Source organism: Sphingobium naphthae (assembly GCF_043589935.1).
GTDB lineage: Bacteria > Pseudomonadota > Alphaproteobacteria > Sphingomonadales > Sphingomonadaceae > Sphingobium > Sphingobium naphthae_A.
Window position 1 is genome coordinate 2,559,800 of the sequence record NZ_CP171454.1, and the last position, 16,846, is coordinate 2,576,645.

Here is a 16,846-nt window from a genome sequence, read left to right on the forward strand (position 1 = left end):
TCAGCGCGCCAGCGCCTTCAGCAGATCCTCATGGAAACGATCGGGCGCCTGCACCTGCGGGCTATGGCCATAATCGGGATAGAGGATCAGTTGCGCGCCCCTGATCCGCGCCGCCGCCGCGCGCGCCAGCACGGGATAGTCGCCCAGCCGCGCCTGCAGCGCCGGGTCGGCGCGGCCCTTGCCCAGCGCCGTATTGTCCCGCGCGCCGATCATCAGCAGCGTCGGCGCCTTGATCCGGTCGATCTCATGAATGACCGGCTGGTTGAAGACCATGTCGGCGGTCAACGCCTGGTGCCAGGCGACGATGTCGCCGCCCTTGCCCAGATACATGGACGCCAGCATGTCGACCCAGCGGTCATAGCGAGGCGACCAGCCGCCGGCATAATAGGTGCTCTGCTGATAGGCCTTGATGCTCTCGCGCGTGGTCTTGCGCTCGGTCGCATAAAGCTGATCCACGGTGGCGTTGGGCACCCCCTTGGCGCGCCAGTCCTCCAGCCCGATCGGATTGACCAGCACCAGGCGCGAAGGCGCATCGGGATATTGGATGGCATAGCGCATCGCCAGCATGCCGCCCATTGAATGGCCGATCAGCACCGGCTTTTCGATGCCCAGCGTCGTCAGCAGGTCATGGGTGTTCGCCGCCAGCGTATGCAGCCCATATTGATAGCGCGCCGGCTTGGTCGATTTGCAAAAGCCGATCTGGTCGGGCGCGATCACGCGAAAGCCAGCGCCCGCCAGCGCCCGGATCGTCGCATCCCAGGTGTCCGCGCAGAAATTCTTGCCATGCAGCAGCACGGCGGTGCGGCCGTTGGGGCGCGTGGGCTTGACGTCGATATAGGCCATTTCCATGGCTTCATCCTGGCTCACCAGGCTGTGGCGCGACACCGGCCAGCCATAGGAAAAATCGGCGAGCATCGGATCGGCCAGCGCCGGGGCGGCAAGGCCAAGGGACAGCAAGGCGAGGGCGTGACGCAGCGGCATCGGTCGTCCTTTCACATAAGGGCGCAAGCGCGCAGGAAACTGGCGGGCCAACGCGTGCGCCGCAGGGATGATCCTGACGGGCTTAGCGGTGCTGTTGCGCGATTGCCACGGCGCTCTTCTTTTCGGCGTGGCTATGTAAGCGGCTGAAATATTTGTCACCAACGCGCCACAATCCGGGCCTAGCGGCAGGGACGACCGGGCGCACGCGCGAGGGGAGAGGGCCGCCAATGTGCGGCCGCGGCGCAGGGACGAACTTCTGTTTTTTTCAGGGAGAGACATTCGTGTCGACCATGCTTTTCGGGCGCTCCGCGCTCCTGTTCGGTTGCGCCATCGGCGCGATCGCCGCCGCCGGATCGGCCGCCGCCCAGACTGCTCCCGCCGATCCGGCGCAGCTTGACGAAATCATCGTCACCGCCGAGCGGCGTTCGGAAAATCTGCAGGACGTGCCCGTGTCGGTCGGCGTCGTGCAGGGGGACCAGCTGCGCGCCATCCAGGCGGGCGGCGGCGACATATTGGAACTGGCCGCGCGCGTGCCGGGCCTCTACGCCGAAACCACCACCGGCCGCATCTTCCCGCGCTTCTACATTCGCGGGCTGGGCAATATCGACTTCTATCTGGGCGCGTCGCAGCCCGTGTCGATCATCCAGGACGATGTCGTGCTGGAACATGTGGTGCTGAAGTCGAACCCGCTGTTCGACATTGCCCAGGTCGAAGTGCTGCGTGGCCCGCAAGGGTCGCTGTTCGGCCGCAATACGACCGCGGGCATCATCAAGTTCGATACCAATCGCCCGACGATGGACTGGCAGGGTCGCGCGTCCGCCAGCTATGGCAGCTACAACACGGTCACGTTCGACGGCGGCATTGGCGGCCCGATCGTCGCCGACAAGCTCGCCTTCCGCGTCTCCGCGCTCTACCAGCGCCGCGACGACTGGGTCGATAATGTCTATGACGGTCCGAGCGCCGACGGCACCGTCAGCCCCAAGAAGGACGCCATGGGCGGCTTCGAGGAAAAGGATGTCCGCCTCCAGCTGCTGATGGCGCCCAATGACACGGTGTCGATGCTGACCAGCGTCCATGCCCGCGACTATGAGGGCACATCGACCATCTTCCACCGCGCCGGCCTGACCAAGGGGTCGAACAGCGTCGCGGACGAGCCGCGCACCAAGATCGCGCTCGACGAGGCGATGAACAACCCGCAGGCCTACAAGACCTATGGCGCGTCCGAGCATATCAGGCTGGACCTTGGCGGCGTCACGCTGACGTCCATCACCGCCTATGAAACCACGTCGGGCTATAGCCGGGGCGATACCGACGGCGGCGCGGGTGCGGATTATCCAGTGAATGGCGTCGCCAACGGCTTTGGCCAGAGCCAGGGCAATGTCCGCGACCTCGACCAGCTGACCCAGGAAATCCGCCTGGCGAGCGATGGCGATGGCCGTTTCAAATGGCAGGTCGGCGGCCTTTATTTCGACCAGCGCGACACCACCGATTTCTACCAGCGCGCCTATTTCCTGAGCGGCGCCGCCAACAATCCCAATAATTGGGTGCGGCTGCGCAACAAGAATGAAAGCTGGGCGCTGTTCGGCCAGGCCAGCTACGAGCTTGCGCCCGGTTTCACCCTGACCGCCGGTGGCCGCTACACCAAGGATATCAAGGAAACCCGGCTGGTCCGCACCACCGCCAATGCGGCGGGCGTGTCGAGCTATGCCGGGCGGCGTTATGTCCGGCTGAAGGGCGAGGAGCCGAGCTGGGACGTCAGCGCCCTGTATGAAGTGAACCCCAATGTCAGCCTCTACGCCCGCGTCGCGCGCGGCTTCCGCGGCCCGACGATCCAGGGGCGCTCGGCGGTCTTCAACAGCGACTTCACCACGGCGGATTCGGAAACGATCCTGTCGGGCGAAGCCGGGATCAAGGCCAGCCTGCTCGATAATCGCGTGCGCTTCAACCTGTCGGGCTTTGCCTATCGGGTGAAGGACATCCAGCTGAACGGCAATGACGTCAACGGCAATGGCGTGCTGTTCAACGCCGACAAGGCGGAAGCCTATGGCCTGGAAGCCGAACTGGAGGCGCGGCCGTTCCAGAATTTCACCCTCTCCGCCGGGCTCAGCCTGCTGCACAGCGAGATCAAGGACAAGGATGTCTATGCCCAGGTCTGCACGCTGAACGGCGTGGTCGTATGTACCGTCAACGACCCCACGATCACCGCCAACACCTTTGCTGGGCCTGCATTGTTCGCGCAGATCGACGGCAACCCGCTGCCCAACGCGCCCAAATATACCGCCAATGTCGCGGCTCGCTACGACGTGCCGCTCGGCAATGGCGGCAAGATCTTCGCCGCGACCGACTGGTTCGTGCAGGGCTATACCAATTTCGTCCTCTACCGCACCGACGAATTCTATTCGAAGGGCGACTTCGAGGGCGGCTTGAAGATCGGCTACACCGCGCCCGACAATCGGTGGGAAATCGCGGCCTTCGCGCGCAACATCACCAATGAGAAGAACCTGAAGGGCGTGATCGAAAACTACATGGCGGCCGTGTTCAACGAGCCGCGCATCATCGGCGTGTCGCTGAGCGGCAAGCTGTAAGATACAGCGATCGGGGCCGCCCACACGGCCCCGATCGCTGGCTTCCTCCAGCGCGCCGCTCATCCTTGCGGGCGGCGCGCCTTTTGGTTCAACTGGGCTTGAGCGGCGCCAGGGTCACGCCCTGCCAGTCGGCGCCCGCATGGCCTTCGCGCCCCATGGTCCAGTTGGCCTGCAACCGCACCATCGGATTGGGCGCGCACCAGATCTCGCCGGTTTCGCTGAGGCCCGTCACCCAGATGAGATTATGTTCCTGCCCATAATCGATCACGGCGAAGGCGAATCCCTTCCCCTTGCCCTGGACATCGACGGGAAGGGGCGGATCGAGCTGGGTGAAGGACATGGCGGGCTCCGGCTATGGGTGCCGGGAACAATGCCGCGGACGTGCGCTGGTTCCTGCGCTTAACAAGGATCAGTCACTTCATCCTCCCCGCGCCCCACGCGGGGAGGATGCGCGTCAGGCCTTTTCCAGCAGACCTTCCCGCTTGATCTTTTCCTGCCACACCAGCGGGGCGAGGCGGTGGACATTCTGGCCTTCGCTGTCGACCGCGACGGTGACGGGCATGTCCTCGACCGTGAATTCGTAGATCGCCTCCATGCCGAGGTCCTCGAACCCGACGACCTTCGCCTCCTTGATCGCGCGGGCGACCAGATAGGCCGCGCCGCCGACCGCCATCAGATAGGCGCTCTTGTGATTGGCGATGCTCGTCGTGGCGGCGGGGCCGCGTTCAGCCTTGCCGACGCAGGCGGCCAGCCCCTGTTCCAGCATCATGTCCATGAACTTGTCCATGCGCGTCGCGGTGGTGGGGCCGGCCGGGCCGACCACTTCGTTGCGCACCGGATCGACGGGGCCGACATAATAGATGACGCGACCCTTGAAATCGACGGGCAGGGGCTCGCCGCGCTCCAGCATGTCGGCGATCCGCTTGTGCGCGGCGTCGCGGCCGGTCAGCATCCTGCCATTGAGCAGCAGCCGGTCGCCATGCTTCCAGCTTTGCACGATGTCCGGCGTCAGTGTGTCGAGATCGACGCGGATCGCTTCCTTGCTCGGCTTCCAGTCGACCTGCGGCCATTCGCTGAGCTTGGGCGCTTCCAGATAGGCGGGGCCCGAGCCGTCGAGCGTGAAATGGGCGTGGCGGGTCGCGGCGCAATTGGGGATCATCGCCACGGGCTTGCCGGCCGCATGGCAGGGATAGTCGTGGATCTTGATGTCGAGCACGGTGGCAAGGCCGCCCAGCCCCTGCGCGCCGATGCCCAGCGCATTGACCTTGTCATACAGCTCGATGCGCAACTCCTCGATCTTGTTCTGGGGGCCGCGCGCCTTCAGCTCGCCCATGTCGATCGGGTCCATCAGACTTTCCTTGGCGAGCGCCACCGCCTTTTCCGCGGTGCCGCCGATGCCGATTCCCAGCATGCCGGGCGGACACCACCCAGCGCCCATCTGCGGCACCATGTCCAGCACCCAGTCGACGATCGAATCGCTGGGGTTCATCATCTTGAACTTGGTCTTGTTCTCGCTGCCGCCGCCCTTGGCCGCGACGTCCACGATCACCTTGTTACCGGGCACCATTTCGACATTGAGCACGCAGGGCGTGTTGTCCCTGGTGTTCTGGCGGCTGAACGCCGGGTCGCGCAGGATCGAGGCGCGCAGCCGGTTTTCGGGATTGAGATAGGCGCGGCGCACGCCCTCGTCGATCAGCTCCTGCATCGAGCGGCTATTGTCGTCCAGGCGGCAGTCCATGCCCCATTTGACGAACACGTTGACGATGCCGGTGTCCTGGCAGATCGGGCGGTGCCCTTCGGCGCACATGCGGCTGTTGGTCAGGATCTGGGCAATGGCGTCCTTGGCCGCCGGATTGACCTCCGCCTCATAGGCCGCGCCCAGTGCGCGGATATAATCCATCGGATGATAATAGCTGATGAACTGGAGCGCGTCGGCGACGCTCTCGATGAGGTCGGCGGTCTTGATGAGCGTCATCTACCCTGGTCCCATAGTGTGTGGACCGCCTCTGCACGGCAGGTCCTTGCCAGGCGCGGCTATACGCATTGGGAGGAGCGAGTCCAGAAGGCGCATGGGCAGGCGGGCCACGCCGCGGGTCGGCATCGTGGCGGCAAGGAGGGCGCGAAGGGGTGGCGACGGTCATGTGCGAGTCATGAAAAAGTCGTGTGGGCGGCGACGCACGGCTTTGCGTGGCAAGCCAAATTTATTTTCTTTTCCGCAATCACCCCCTTGCCTTTTTTGGGGGCAAGGAAGGAGCGCGCGTCGCATGGCGGGGCCGGACGGAGAGAGTGGCGGATCGCCCCGCGCGCTTGGCGCGCGGAGTCCCCGAACCGTCATTTACCCTCTTGCGCCTCCGGGCAGCTGTGGCACTATCCCTTGTATCGGGTTAACGGGGGTTCCCCAATAGATTGTGATTGCTCCAGCGAGAGCCTATCTCCTGGACGGGCGGTTTCAGCCCTGCAATCCGCTCGGTTGGGCCCATTTCCGTGCCCGTGCGGATCGGTTGATGCTAGAATGCGCGCTTTGCTGCGACCGGGCTTGACCGAATCGAACGGAACAGGAACATCGGGGACTCGCAGAATGGATTTTCGGGACAGCGGACAGGCAGGGACGGCAGACGTGGCGACGGTGATGGACGAAGTGTTGGAGACGATGAGCGAAGCAGTGACAGCGGCGCCCGAGACGGCGGTCGAGCCGCTTTCCTCGTCGTCCGTGCAGGCGCGCCGCTTTTCGGTCGTGACGGACGCGTCGCGCGACGCGTTGCTGACGGAGTTCGGCAAGGAGACGCTGAACGACCGCTATCTGCTGCCCGGCGAAAGCTATCAGGACCTGTTCGCGCGCGTCGCCGCGGCCTATGCCGACGATGCCGATCATGCCCAGCGCGTCTATGACTATATCTCGCGCCTCTGGTTCATGCCCGCGACCCCGGTCCTGTCGAACGGCGGCACCGGGCGCGGCCTGCCGATCAGCTGCTATCTGAACAGCGTCGACGACAGCCTGGAAGGCATCGTCAACACCTGGAACGAGAATGTCTGGCTGGCCTCGCGCGGCGGCGGCATCGGCACCTATTGGGGCAATGTCCGCGGCATCGGCGAGCCCGTCGGCCTCAACGGCAAGACCAGCGGCATCATCCCCTTCGTCCGAGTGATGGACAGCCTGACGCTGGCGATCAGCCAGGGGTCGCTGCGGCGGGGCTCTGCCGCCTGCTATCTCGACATCTCCCACCCGGAGATCGAGGAATTCCTGGAAATCCGCAAGACGAGCGGCGACTTCAACCGCAAGGCGCTCAACCTGCATCATGGCGTGCTGCTGACCGACGAGTTCATGGAAGCGGTGCGCGACGGCGCCGAATTCAACCTGCGCAGTCCCAAGGACCAGTCGGTGCGCGGCACGGTGAACGCCCGCGCTTTGTTCCAGAAGCTGGTCGAGGTGCGCCTCGCCACCGGCGAGCCCTATATCGTCTTCAACGACACCGTGAACCGGATGATGCCCAAGCATCACCGCGAACTGGGGCTCAAGGTATCGACGTCGAACCTCTGCTCCGAAATCACCCTGCCGACGGGTCGCGACCATCTCGGCAATGATCGCACGGCGGTCTGCTGCCTGTCGTCGATGAACCTGGAAACCTGGGACCAGTGGAAGGATCATCCGACCTTCGCGGAAGACATCATGCGCTTCCTCGACAATGTGCTGCAGGATTATATCGACCGCGCCCCGCCCGAAATGGCGCGCGCCAAATATAGCGCGATGCGCGAACGATCGGTGGGCCTGGGCGTCATGGGCTTCCACAGCTTCCTGCAGGCGCGCGGCATCCCGTTCGAAGGCGCGATGGCCAAGAGCTGGAACCTGCGCATCTTCAAGCATATCAACGCCAAGGTGAACGAGGCGTCGATGCTGCTGGCGCAGGAGCGGGGCCCTTGCCCCGACGCCGCCGACCAGGGCGTGATGGAGCGTTTTTCGTGCAAGATGGCGATCGCGCCGACCGCGTCCATTTCCATCATCTGCGGCGGCGCGTCGGCCTGTATCGAACCCATTCCGGCCAATATCTACACCCACAAGACATTGTCGGGCAGCTTCGCCGTCAAGAACCCCTATCTGGAAAAGCTGCTGGTCGAAAAGTCGAAGGATTCGAGCGCGGTGTGGAACTCGATCCTGGAAAAGGGCGGGTCGGTCCAGCATCTCGACTTCCTGACGCAGGAAGAAAAGGACGTGTTTAAGACCAGCTTCGAGATCGACCAGCGCTGGCTGCTCGAACTCGCCGCCGACCGCACCCCCTATATCGACCAGGCCCAGTCGCTGAACCTGTTCATCCCGGCGGACGTCGAGAAATGGGACCTGCTGATGCTCCATTTCCGCGCCTGGGAACTGGGTATCAAGTCGCTTTACTATCTGCGGTCCAAGTCGGTCCAGCGCGCGGGCTTTGCCGGCGGGGTGGAAGCCGACAACACGATCGACGCACCCAGGTTCGAAATTGGCGAGACGACCGACTATGACGAGTGCCTCGCCTGTCAGTGACGAAAGCTTCTCCTCTCCCCTTGTGGGAGAGGAAGGGGCCCGCGCCGCGCAGCGGCGTGGGAAGGTGAGGGGAAAGGCCCCGAACCCGACGATTGCCCGCGCCCGTGAATTGCGCCGCAACGCAACCGATGTTGAAAAGCGCCTATGGGCGCAGCTCCGCGCCGGTTTGCCCGCTGCAAAATTCCGTCGCCAGGTGCCGATCGGCCCCTATTTTGCTGATTTCGCGTCGCATGCCGGCCGTCTGATCGTGGAGATCGATGGCGGCCAGCATGAAGAAGCGACGGATGCGGCCCGCACCGCCTTCCTCCAGGGGGAAGGCTATCAGGTGATCCGCTTCTGGAACCATGATGTGATGCAGAATGTCGAAGGCGTGCTGGCGGCGATCGCAGCGGCCTTCCCCCCTCACCCTCCCGTCGCTCGCGCGACGGGCCCCTCCCTCTCCCACAAGGGGAGAGGGATCGGTACAGATTTCGCGGAGTAACCCACATGCCCCTTCTTCAAGCCAGCAAGGTCTACAAGCCCTTCGAATATCCCTGGGCCTATGAGTTCTGGAAGCGCCAGCAGCAGCTGCACTGGTTGCCCGAGGAAGTGCCGCTGGGCGAGGATTGCCGCGACTGGGCGCAGAAATTGAGCGACCATGAGCGCAACCTGCTGACGCAGATTTTCCGCTTCTTCACCCAGGCCGACGTGGAAGTGCAGGATTGCTACCACGAAAAATATGGCCGCGTGTTCAAGCCGACCGAAATCAAGATGATGCTGACCGCGTTCAGCAACATGGAAACGGTCCATATCGCCGCCTACAGCCATCTGCTCGACACCATCGGCATGCCCGAAAGCGAATATTCGGCCTTCCTCCAATATAAGGAGATGAAGGACAAGCATGACTATCTGCAGCAGTTCGGCGTCGACACCGACGAGGATATCGCCAAGACGCTGGCGATGTTCGGCGGCTTTACCGAAGGGCTGCAGCTCTTCGCCAGCTTCGCCATGCTGATGAACTTCCCGCGCTTCAACAAGATGAAGGGCATGGGCCAGATCGTCAGCTGGTCGGTGCGCGACGAAACGCTGCATTGCGAAGGCATCATCCGCCTGTTCCACGCCTTTGTGAAGGAGCGCGACTGCCTGACCACGCGCGTCAAGGACGACATCATGGACATGTGCCAGAAGACCGTCAGGATCGAGGACGCCTTTGTCGATCTGGTCTTCGAAATGGGGCCGGTGCCCGGAATGACGCCCAAGGACATCAAGAAATATGTCCGCTACATCGCCGACTGGCGGCTGGGGCAGCTGGGCTTGAAGCCGATCTACATGATCGACGAGCATCCGCTGCCCTGGCTCACCCCGCTGCTGAACGGCGTGGAGCATGCAAACTTCTTCGAAACCCGCGCGACCGAATATTCCAAGGCCGCGACCCGGGGACAGTGGAACGACGTGTGGGACGCGTTCGACCGCCGCCAGAAGATCAAGGGCAGCGCCGCCGCCAACGCCGACGAGGAAGGCCCGGACATGTTCAAGGCCGCGGGCATCGCGGCGGAGTGATATCAAGGTCGCAAGGGGGCAAGTGGTGATCGCCTGTCCCTTTGTGGTCCGAGGGTCATGCGCGTCGCGCGGCCCGTTCCTTGCCATTGCTGGACTGCGCGCTTGATTTTGTTCGACGAGCGCGAGCCCGCGCTGGGGCCGTCCGGGACCTGCATCGCAACGGCGCCGGCGGCGATGGGCCGGCTCAAACGGCTCATGGGGCCAGGCAAGGATTTATGTCGGAGCAACCTGGCCGCCTGAGCAAGACATGTCCATAATGGACCGATCTGCCGCCACTATGGCGGTAAAAGCGCTATGGTGCGCACATGACCAATCCCGTCCAGACCCGCTACGCCCATATCTGCCACATTTGCGGCAGCGACCATGTCACGCGGGACGCCTGGGCGACCTGGGATGTGGCGGCGCAGGATTGGGTGATCGAGACGCTGTTCGATCATGCGCATTGTCATCATTGCCTCGGCCCGACGCGCGCGGAACAGGTGGTGCTGAGCAGCGCTATCACATTCGCCGCGCCAAAGCCGCCGGCCCCGACATTGTCGGTGTGAGGCGCTGATCGCTGCCGCCGTGCCGCATATGGCGGGGCTCCAGCACATATCCCTTTAGGCAATCCTGGTTCTACGGATTGCTCGATCGGGACGCGACGGGCAACAACGCCCCCCTGATAACAGGCAACGGGGGAGCGCCCCCGCCGGATAAATCGACGCCGCGCCTCGGCAAGCCATGATTGAGTCAGCCCGCATCGCGCCTTCGCGGTGACTGCGGCTCGATCGAATCGACGGCCAACAACCTTCGTCCGAGCCATCGCCGGCGCGATGTCAGCGCGCGACGGCGCAAACATGGGCCCATGGCGCGCGGCATGAATCATGCTCGCGCGCGATGGCTCAGCGCCGGATCAGGACAGGCCGTCCTCGTCGTCCGGATCCTCGGTATCGCCGAGGATCTCTTCCTCATCGTCCATCTGCGGCTCGCCGGCATAAGCGTCCATGTCGATCCGGCCGGACCGGTTCATCGCGTTCATCTTCTCGACCAGATCCTCGGTGTCGTCGGGCACCAGCTGGGCGGGATTGGTGCGGCCGCCGCGCTCGCTGTCTTCGCTGAGGTCGATGCTGCGCGTGACGGCGTCGTCCGCGACGTCCTGCGCCTGGGCGCCGGCATCGGCCTGCTCGCTATTCTCTTCCATCTCGCGGTCGGGGGTGGGGCGGTCCATCCTCAAGTCTCCTGCTTTGGCTGTGGCTCTTGTGAACGGCCGGGCGGGGCGGCTGTTCCGGGAAAAGCGCTGGACAGCGCGCGGAGGAGGGGGCAAAGGCGCTCCCGATCCTTTCGCACTGCAACAGGAATCCTCATGCCGCGCCAGCTCATTTCGTCCGGCTCGCCCTTCGAGGCGCAGGTCGGCTATTCGCGCGCCGTCGTCCAGGGCGACTGGTGCTTCGTCGCCGGCACCACCGGGGCCGACCCGGACACGAAGGTCATGCCCGACGATGTCGTGGCGCAGGGGCGCAATGCGCTGGTCGTGATCGGCAAGGCGCTGGAGGATGCCGGCTTTTCCTTCGCCGATGTGGTGCGCGTCACTTATTATATCACCGACGCGGCCTATTGGGACGTGTTGGGCGACATTACGGGGCCCGTCTTCGGCGACATCCGCCCGGCGGCAAGCTGCGTCGTCGCTGGCCTGATCAAGCCGGCGATGAAGATCGAGATCGAAGTCACCGCCTTCAAAGGGTAACAGGAGCCCCGCAGATGATCACCATGTATGGCATCAAGAATTGCGACACCATCAAGAAGGCCCGCAACTGGCTGGACAATGAGCGTGTTCCCTACAGCTTCCACGACTATAAGGTTTCGGGCGTGGACAAGGACAAGCTGGAGGAATGGGTGATGGAGCATGGCTGGGAAACCATCCTCAACCGCTCCGGCACCACCTTCAAGGCGCTGGATGCGGGCGACAAGGCGCATATCGACGCCGACAAGGCGATCCTGCTGATGATGGCCAACCCGTCGATGATCAAGCGCCCGATCCTGGATACGGGCAAGGGCACGATCGTCGGGTTCAAGGCGACCACCTATGAAATCGCGCTGCAGGGCGTGACGGCGTGATCGGGCGGGAGCTGGCGCGCATTGGGCTGTTCCTGCTGATGAGCCTCCTCCCTCTCTCCGTCGTTCGGGCCGAGCCGCTGCTGATCGCCCATCGCGGCGCCAGCGGCGAACGGCCCGAACATACGCTGGCGGCCTATGAACGGGCGATCGACCAGGGCGCGGACTTCATCGAGCCCGACCTGGTGCTGACCAAGGATGGCGTGCTGGTCGCCCGGCATGAAAATGAGATTGGCGGCACCACCGATGTCGCCGATCACCCCGAATTTGCCGACCGCAAGACCACCAAGGTCATCGACGGCGTCGAAATGGCCGGCTGGTTCACCGAGGATTTCACGCTGGCGGAACTGCGTACGCTGCGCGCCCGCGAGCGGCTGCCCGACCTGCGCCCGGCCAACAAGCGCTTCGATACGCTCTACCAGATCCCGACCTTCGAAGAGATTTTGAAGCTGGTGCGCGCCAAGGAGGCGGAGAGCGGGCGCCGCATCGGCCTCTATCCCGAAACCAAGCATCCCAGCTATTTCGCGGGCATCGGCCTGGCCCATCAGGCGCCGCTGCTCGACCTGCTGAACCGCTATGGCTATATGACGGAGGCCGATCCGGTCTTCATCCAGTCCTTCGAGGTCGGGAACCTCAAGGCGCTGCGCGCCGCGACGCGCCTGCGCCTCATCCAGCTGGTCGATGCGGAAGGCGGCCCGGCGGACTTGCCCGGCACGCGCTACGACGACCTGCTGACCGTGCAGGGCCTGGCCGACATCGCGACCTATGCCGACGGCATCGGACCGTCCGCTGCGCTGGTGATCGCGCCCGAAGGCGCGACCGCGCTGGTCGGACGCGCGCATGATGCGGGGCTGCAGGTGCATGTCTGGACGCTGCGGATGGAAAATCCGTTTCTGCCTGCGCAATATCAGCGCGGCGACGATCCCGAAGGGCGCGGCGATTTCGCCGGCTATGTCCGCGCCATGGTGCGCACCGGGGTCGACGGCCTGTTCAGCGACTTTCCCGCCCAGGCCCGCGCGGCGATGACGCCCGCGCCCTAAGCGCTTGTCAAACGGCGGGCGGGCGCGAATAACGGGGCCATGCTGTCCCAGAAGACCCGTTACGCCATTCGCGCGCTTCAGCATCTTGCCGATCGTTACCGCCAGGGGCCGGTGCCGCTGGGCGAAATCGCGACCCGCCAGAATATCCCGGCCAAGTTCCTGACGGTGATCCTGTCCGAATTGTCGCGCGAAGGGCTGGTGGCGACGCAGCGCGGCCGGGACGGGGGCTATTGGCTGGCGCTGGCGCCGATCGACATCAGCTATGGCGACATCGTCCGGCTGACGCGCGGATCGCTGGCGCTCACGCCCTGCGCCAGCCGCTTCGCGCATGAAAGCTGCACCAACTGCCTGCCCGAAAGCGAATGCCGCCTGCACCGCATCATGCTGCGCGTGCGCGACGAGACCGCCAAGGTGCTGGACGGCATCAGCCTGGCCGAGCCCATCCCGCTGGCGGCGGAGGACTGACCCTTGCGTTGCTCGGTCGGCTTCGCCACATCGGGGGCATGACCAACCCGCCGCTCAAAGCCGCCCTGATCCCCGTGACGCCGTTGCAGCAGAATTGCACGCTGCTCTGGTGCACGGACACGATGCGCGGCACCTTCGTCGATCCCGGCGGCGACCTGCCGATGCTCAGGAGGGCGGCGCAGCAGCATGGCGTCACGATCGAAAAGCTGCTCGTCACCCATGGCCATATCGACCATTGCGGCCAGGCGGGCGTGCTGGCCCAGGACCTGGGCGTGCCGATCGAGGGGCCGCACGAGGATGACCGGTTCTGGATCGACCGGCTGGCGCAGGATGGCCAGCGCTGGAACGTGCCGGGGCAAAGCTTCGAGCCCGATCGCTGGCTGCATGACGGCGATCAGGTGACGGTGGGCAAGCTCACCCTGGACGTCTATCATTGCCCCGGCCATACGCCGGGCCATGTCGTCTTCCACCATGCGCCCAGCAAGCTGGCGATCGTGGGCGACGTGCTGTTCCAGGGGGCGATCGGCCGCACCGATTTTCCGCGCGGCAATCATCAGCAATTGATCGACGCGATCACCGGAAAGCTCTGGCCCTTGGGCGGCGAGACCGCCTTCGTCCCCGGCCATGGCCCGATGAGCAATTTCGCGCATGAACGGCGCACCAACCCGTTCGTCGCCGATTCGGTGCTGGCGCGCTGACGCCGCGCCGCGCGCGCGGCTATACTTGCGCCGCCAGCGCCGGCGGCACCGGCATTTCTCGCGTCTGGCCATAGGCGATGGCGAGCGCGGCGCCCGCCAGCACGACCATGATCGCCCAGGTGACGATCGCGCCGCCCGCGCGCCATGCGGTCGGCCGGTCCGCATCCATGCCGAACGCATGGACGACCCGCGCAAGCACATAGGCGAGTGCGCCGATCCACAGCCACAGCGACGCGCCGGCCGCCAGTTCGACCAGCGCGAACAGGATCAGGACGATCGGCGTATATTCGATGAAATTGGCGTGCGCGCGCATCCGCCGCGCCAGCAGGCCATGGCCGGCATCGCCATGCAGGATCTTGTCCCGGATGCGGAACCGGGCGCATCGAATCGCCAGCCACAGGTTCAGCAGCGCGCAGGCCGCGGCGAAGGTCAATGTGATCGGTAGCAGCATGCGGCGTTCCCCCCTTTAAGGCCGTCCGCAGCCTAGAGCGCGGGGCGGCGCGGGCAAGCGCAAAGGAAGGAAGGGCTTGCGCGCCCGGCAAAAACCGCTATAGGCGCAGGGCTTCGCGATCACCCGGGCCGCATGGGTCTGCGGCGCCGTTGGCGTCTGCGTCTCTTCGGAAACCGGCCAGTCGCACAACCAGATCAATATACGGAACAAGGTGCCGACATGGCTGTCCCCAAGCGGAAAACTTCCCCCTCCCGTCGCGGCATGCGCCGCAGCCACGACGCACTGCGCGTCGAGGCTTTTCAGGAATGCTCGAACTGCGGTGAACTGAAGCGTCCGCACAATCTGTGCGACGCCTGCGGTCACTATAACGGCCGCGAAATCGTCGCCGTCGGGGCCTGAGCCCATTCTTTACTCCGCAAAGGGGTGACCTGACAGTGTCCAGCCAGCCGCGAATCGCAATCGACGCGATGGGCGGGGACGAAGGCGTGCGCGTGATGATGGCGGGGGCCGCCTTGGCCCGTCGCCGCCATGAAGGCCTGCGCTTCACCCTGTTCGGCGACGAAACGCGGATCAAAGCGGCGCTCGACCGTCATCCCAATTTGCGGGCGGCGTCGGACGTCGTGCATTCCGACAGCGTCGTCGACGGGTCGGACAAGCCGAGCGTCGCGATCCGCAAAAAGAGCAGCTCCATGGCGATGGCGATCGCCGCGGTGAAGGCGGGCCAGGCCGGCGCCGCCGTGTCGGCTGGCAATACCGGCGCGCTGATGGCGATGGCGAAGCTGGCGCTGCGCACCATGCCGGGGGTCGATCGGCCCGCGCTCGCCGCGATGCTGCCGACGCTGGGCGACAATGACGCCATCATGCTGGACCTGGGCGCCAACACCGAATGCGACGCCCGCAACCTCGTTCAGTTCGCGGTGATGGGCGCGGCCTATGCCCGCATCGCGCTCGACCTTGATCGCCCGCGCGTCCGCCTGCTCAACATCGGCACCGAGGAGCTGAAGGGCACCGACGAGATTCGCGACGCCGCCGCCGTGCTGCGCGCCGCCAGCGACCTGTCCTTCCAGTTTGACGGCTTCACCGAAGGCGACAAGATCGCTCGCGGCGACACCGACGTCATCGTGTGCGACGGCTTTTCCGGCAATGTCGCGCTCAAGACGGCGGAGGGCACCGCGCGCTTCGTCACCGACGTGCTGCGCAAGGCCTTTACCAGCTCGATCCGCTCGAAAATCGGCTTCCTGATCTCGAAGCCGGCCATGTATATGCTCAAGCACCACCTCGACCCCAATAATCATAATGGCGCGGTGTTCCTGGGCCTCAACGGCGTCGTGGTGAAGAGCCATGGCGGCGCCGACGAGAAAGGCGTGGCCAACGCCGTCCATGTCGCCGCGCGCCTGCTGGAAGAGGATATCACTCGCCGCATCGCCGCCGACATGGCGGGGGTCGAAGGGCTGGGCGCTGTCGCATCGAAGCTGGAGCAGCCCGTCAAGTGATCCGCCGTTCTATTCTCCTGGGGACGGGCTCTGCCCTTCCCAAGCGCGTCGTCACCAATGCCGAACTGGCGGAGACGGTCGACACCAGCGACGAATGGATCGTGGAGCGGACCGGCATTCGCGCGCGCCACATAGCGGGCGAGGGCGAAACCACCGCGACGCTGGCGACCGACGCCGCGCGCGCTGCGCTGGAGGCGGCCGGCCTCGCCGCGCAGGACATCGACCTCATCATCCTGGCGACGGCGACGCCCGACCAGACCTTCCCCGCCGCCGCGACCAAGGTGCAGGCGGCGCTCGGCATCGACGATTGCGTCGCCTTCGACGTGGCGGCGGTGTGTTCGGGCTTTCTCTACGCCGTGACGGTGGCGGACAGCATGATTCGGTCGGGCGCGGCGAATCGCGCGCTGGTGATCGGATCGGAAACCTTCAGCCGCATCCTCGACTGGGAGGATCGCACCACCTGCGTCCTGTTCGGCGACGGCGCCGGCGCCATCGTGCTGGGCGCGGAGGACAGCGCGACGACCGACCCCGCTACCGCGCGCGGCATCCTGGCGTCGAAGCTGCACGCCGATGGCCGCCACAACCAGCTTCTCTATGTCGATGGCGGGCCGTCGACCACCCAGACCGTGGGCAAGCTGCGCATGAAGGGGCAGGAAGTCTTCCGCCACGCGGTCGTCAACCTTGCGGCGGTGCTGACCGAAGTCATGGGGATCGCCGGCCTGTCCGCGACCGACATCGACTGGCTGGTGCCGCACCAGGCCAATGCCCGCATCCTCGACGCGACCGCGCGCAAGCTCAAGCTGCCGGCCGAGCGCGTCATCATGACGGTGGATCGTCACGCCAACACGTCGGCCGCCTCTGTGCCGCTGGCGCTCGACCTTGCCATGCGCGACGGGCGGATCAAGGCCGGCGATCTGGTCGTTCTGGAAGCAATGGGCGGCGGTTTCACCTGGGGCGCCTGCGTCCTTCGCCTCTGATCCTTGTGCTGCT

The 16,846-nt window shown here is 65.0% G+C and carries 18 protein-coding genes; 13 read left to right on the forward strand and 5 right to left on the reverse strand.

The genetic code is table 11. The features are described 5' to 3' along the window. The gene (locus ACGGKE_RS12705) at nt 1-981 is read right to left on the reverse strand and encodes an alpha/beta fold hydrolase (RefSeq protein ID WP_394438430.1); all 981 of its coding nucleotides are present in this window, start codon (nt 979-981) and stop codon (nt 1-3) included. Nucleotides 982-1,271: 290 nt separating this feature from the next. Here ACGGKE_RS12705 and ACGGKE_RS12710 point away from each other — a divergent pair, with 290 nt between their 5' ends. Continuing rightward, complete coding sequence (locus tag ACGGKE_RS12710; RefSeq protein WP_394441984.1) at nt 1,272-3,566, forward strand: TonB-dependent receptor; 2,295 nt, start codon at nt 1,272-1,274, stop codon at nt 3,564-3,566. Between the two features lie 88 nt (nt 3,567-3,654). Here the strand turns inward: ACGGKE_RS12710 and ACGGKE_RS12715 are convergent, their stop codons facing one another. After that, nucleotides 3,655-3,906, reverse strand: coding sequence for a hypothetical protein (locus ACGGKE_RS12715; protein ID WP_228167928.1), 252 nt, complete (start codon nt 3,904-3,906; stop codon nt 3,655-3,657). A 114-nt stretch (nt 3,907-4,020) separates the two neighbouring features. After that, the gene (locus ACGGKE_RS12720; protein WP_394438432.1) at nt 4,021-5,541 is read right to left on the reverse strand and encodes a fumarate hydratase; all 1,521 of its coding nucleotides are present in this window, start codon (nt 5,539-5,541) and stop codon (nt 4,021-4,023) included. A gap of 603 nt (nt 5,542-6,144) precedes the next feature. On the opposite strand from ACGGKE_RS12720, the gene ACGGKE_RS12725 reads away from it, so the two are divergent. From ACGGKE_RS12725 to ACGGKE_RS12740, 4 genes are all read left to right on the forward strand, one after another. Beyond that, on the forward strand, nt 6,145-8,079 hold the full coding sequence (locus ACGGKE_RS12725; protein ID WP_394438434.1) for a ribonucleoside-diphosphate reductase subunit alpha: 1,935 nt from the start codon (nt 6,145-6,147) through the stop codon (nt 8,077-8,079). Beyond that, nucleotides 8,054-8,560, forward strand: coding sequence for an endonuclease domain-containing protein (locus ACGGKE_RS12730; RefSeq protein WP_394441987.1), 507 nt, complete (start codon nt 8,054-8,056; stop codon nt 8,558-8,560). Before ACGGKE_RS12725 ends, ACGGKE_RS12730 begins: the two co-directional genes overlap by 26 nt. Nucleotides 8,561-8,565: 5 nt before the next feature. Then, nucleotides 8,566-9,618 (forward strand): ribonucleotide-diphosphate reductase subunit beta, encoded by a 1,053-nt coding sequence (locus ACGGKE_RS12735; RefSeq protein ID WP_394438436.1) that lies wholly within the window; start codon nt 8,566-8,568, stop codon nt 9,616-9,618. A gap of 305 nt (nt 9,619-9,923) precedes the next feature. Beyond that, on the forward strand, nt 9,924-10,163 hold the full coding sequence (locus ACGGKE_RS12740; RefSeq protein WP_394438438.1) for a hypothetical protein: 240 nt from the start codon (nt 9,924-9,926) through the stop codon (nt 10,161-10,163). A 347-nt stretch (nt 10,164-10,510) separates the two neighbouring features. Here ACGGKE_RS12740 and ACGGKE_RS12745 read toward each other — a convergent pair whose 3' ends face one another. Continuing rightward, entirely contained in the window at nt 10,511-10,825 is a 315-nt protein-coding gene (locus ACGGKE_RS12745; RefSeq protein ID WP_394438440.1) for a hypothetical protein, read from the reverse strand. Between the two features lie 135 nt (nt 10,826-10,960). Here ACGGKE_RS12745 and ACGGKE_RS12750 point away from each other — a divergent pair, with 135 nt between their 5' ends. Genes ACGGKE_RS12750 through ACGGKE_RS12770 form a run of 5 tightly spaced genes read left to right on the forward strand, consistent with a single transcriptional unit; the run spans nt 10,961 to nt 13,912 of the window. Further along, complete coding sequence (locus ACGGKE_RS12750) at nt 10,961-11,341, forward strand: RidA family protein (protein ID WP_317516867.1); 381 nt, start codon at nt 10,961-10,963, stop codon at nt 11,339-11,341. A 14-nt stretch (nt 11,342-11,355) separates the two neighbouring features. After that, nucleotides 11,356-11,712: an ArsC family reductase gene (locus tag ACGGKE_RS12755; protein ID WP_394438444.1), complete on the forward strand. Its 357-nt coding sequence runs from the start codon at nt 11,356-11,358 to the stop codon at nt 11,710-11,712. After that, entirely contained in the window at nt 11,709-12,749 is a 1,041-nt protein-coding gene (locus tag ACGGKE_RS12760) for a glycerophosphodiester phosphodiesterase (RefSeq protein WP_394438446.1), read from the forward strand. Before ACGGKE_RS12755 ends, ACGGKE_RS12760 begins: the two co-directional genes overlap by 4 nt. Before the next feature lie 39 nt (nt 12,750-12,788). Further along, nucleotides 12,789-13,214: an Rrf2 family transcriptional regulator gene (locus tag ACGGKE_RS12765; protein ID WP_228167917.1), complete on the forward strand. Its 426-nt coding sequence runs from the start codon at nt 12,789-12,791 to the stop codon at nt 13,212-13,214. Between the two features lie 38 nt (nt 13,215-13,252). After that, nucleotides 13,253-13,912: an MBL fold metallo-hydrolase gene (locus tag ACGGKE_RS12770; protein ID WP_394438450.1), complete on the forward strand. Its 660-nt coding sequence runs from the start codon at nt 13,253-13,255 to the stop codon at nt 13,910-13,912. A 19-nt stretch (nt 13,913-13,931) separates the two neighbouring features. Here the strand turns inward: ACGGKE_RS12770 and ACGGKE_RS12775 are convergent, their stop codons facing one another. Beyond that, complete coding sequence (locus ACGGKE_RS12775; protein WP_394438452.1) at nt 13,932-14,363, reverse strand: MAPEG family protein; 432 nt, start codon at nt 14,361-14,363, stop codon at nt 13,932-13,934. Between the two features lie 219 nt (nt 14,364-14,582). Here ACGGKE_RS12775 and rpmF point away from each other — a divergent pair, with 219 nt between their 5' ends. From rpmF to ACGGKE_RS12790, 3 genes are all read left to right on the forward strand, one after another. After that, nucleotides 14,583-14,762, forward strand: coding sequence for a 50S ribosomal protein L32 (rpmF, locus tag ACGGKE_RS12780; RefSeq protein ID WP_066864328.1), 180 nt, complete (start codon nt 14,583-14,585; stop codon nt 14,760-14,762). 68 nt (nt 14,763-14,830) lie between these two features. Then, nucleotides 14,831-15,856, forward strand: coding sequence for a phosphate acyltransferase PlsX (plsX, locus tag ACGGKE_RS12785; RefSeq protein WP_394441990.1), 1,026 nt, complete (start codon nt 14,831-14,833; stop codon nt 15,854-15,856). Continuing rightward, nucleotides 15,853-16,833: a beta-ketoacyl-ACP synthase III gene (locus tag ACGGKE_RS12790; protein ID WP_394438454.1), complete on the forward strand. Its 981-nt coding sequence runs from the start codon at nt 15,853-15,855 to the stop codon at nt 16,831-16,833. Before plsX ends, ACGGKE_RS12790 begins: the two co-directional genes overlap by 4 nt. Nucleotides 16,834-16,846: the final 13 nt, after the last annotated feature.

Coding starts and splice junctions, on each gene's coding strand:
- ACGGKE_RS12705 (WP_394438430.1), bottom strand. CDS start 981: ATGCCGCTGCGTCACGCCCTCGCCTTGCTGTCCCTTGGCCTTGCCGCC.
- ACGGKE_RS12710 (WP_394441984.1), top strand. CDS start 1,272: ATGCTTTTCGGGCGCTCCGCGCTCCTGTTCGGTTGCGCCATCGGCGCG.
- ACGGKE_RS12715 (WP_228167928.1), bottom strand. CDS start 3,906: ATGTCCTTCACCCAGCTCGATCCGCCCCTTCCCGTCGATGTCCAGGGC.
- ACGGKE_RS12720 (WP_394438432.1), bottom strand. CDS start 5,541: ATGACGCTCATCAAGACCGCCGACCTCATCGAGAGCGTCGCCGACGCG.
- ACGGKE_RS12725 (WP_394438434.1), top strand. CDS start 6,145: ATGGATTTTCGGGACAGCGGACAGGCAGGGACGGCAGACGTGGCGACG.
- ACGGKE_RS12730 (WP_394441987.1), top strand. CDS start 8,054: ATGACGAGTGCCTCGCCTGTCAGTGACGAAAGCTTCTCCTCTCCCCTT.
- ACGGKE_RS12735 (WP_394438436.1), top strand. CDS start 8,566: ATGCCCCTTCTTCAAGCCAGCAAGGTCTACAAGCCCTTCGAATATCCC.
- ACGGKE_RS12740 (WP_394438438.1), top strand. CDS start 9,924: ATGACCAATCCCGTCCAGACCCGCTACGCCCATATCTGCCACATTTGC.
- ACGGKE_RS12745 (WP_394438440.1), bottom strand. CDS start 10,825: ATGGACCGCCCCACCCCCGACCGCGAGATGGAAGAGAATAGCGAGCAG.
- ACGGKE_RS12750 (WP_317516867.1), top strand. CDS start 10,961: ATGCCGCGCCAGCTCATTTCGTCCGGCTCGCCCTTCGAGGCGCAGGTC.
- ACGGKE_RS12755 (WP_394438444.1), top strand. CDS start 11,356: ATGATCACCATGTATGGCATCAAGAATTGCGACACCATCAAGAAGGCC.
- ACGGKE_RS12765 (WP_228167917.1), top strand. CDS start 12,789: ATGCTGTCCCAGAAGACCCGTTACGCCATTCGCGCGCTTCAGCATCTT.
- ACGGKE_RS12770 (WP_394438450.1), top strand. CDS start 13,253: ATGACCAACCCGCCGCTCAAAGCCGCCCTGATCCCCGTGACGCCGTTG.
- ACGGKE_RS12775 (WP_394438452.1), bottom strand. CDS start 14,363: ATGCTGCTACCGATCACATTGACCTTCGCCGCGGCCTGCGCGCTGCTG.
- rpmF (WP_066864328.1), top strand. CDS start 14,583: ATGGCTGTCCCCAAGCGGAAAACTTCCCCCTCCCGTCGCGGCATGCGC.
- plsX (WP_394441990.1), top strand. CDS start 14,831: ATGGGCGGGGACGAAGGCGTGCGCGTGATGATGGCGGGGGCCGCCTTG.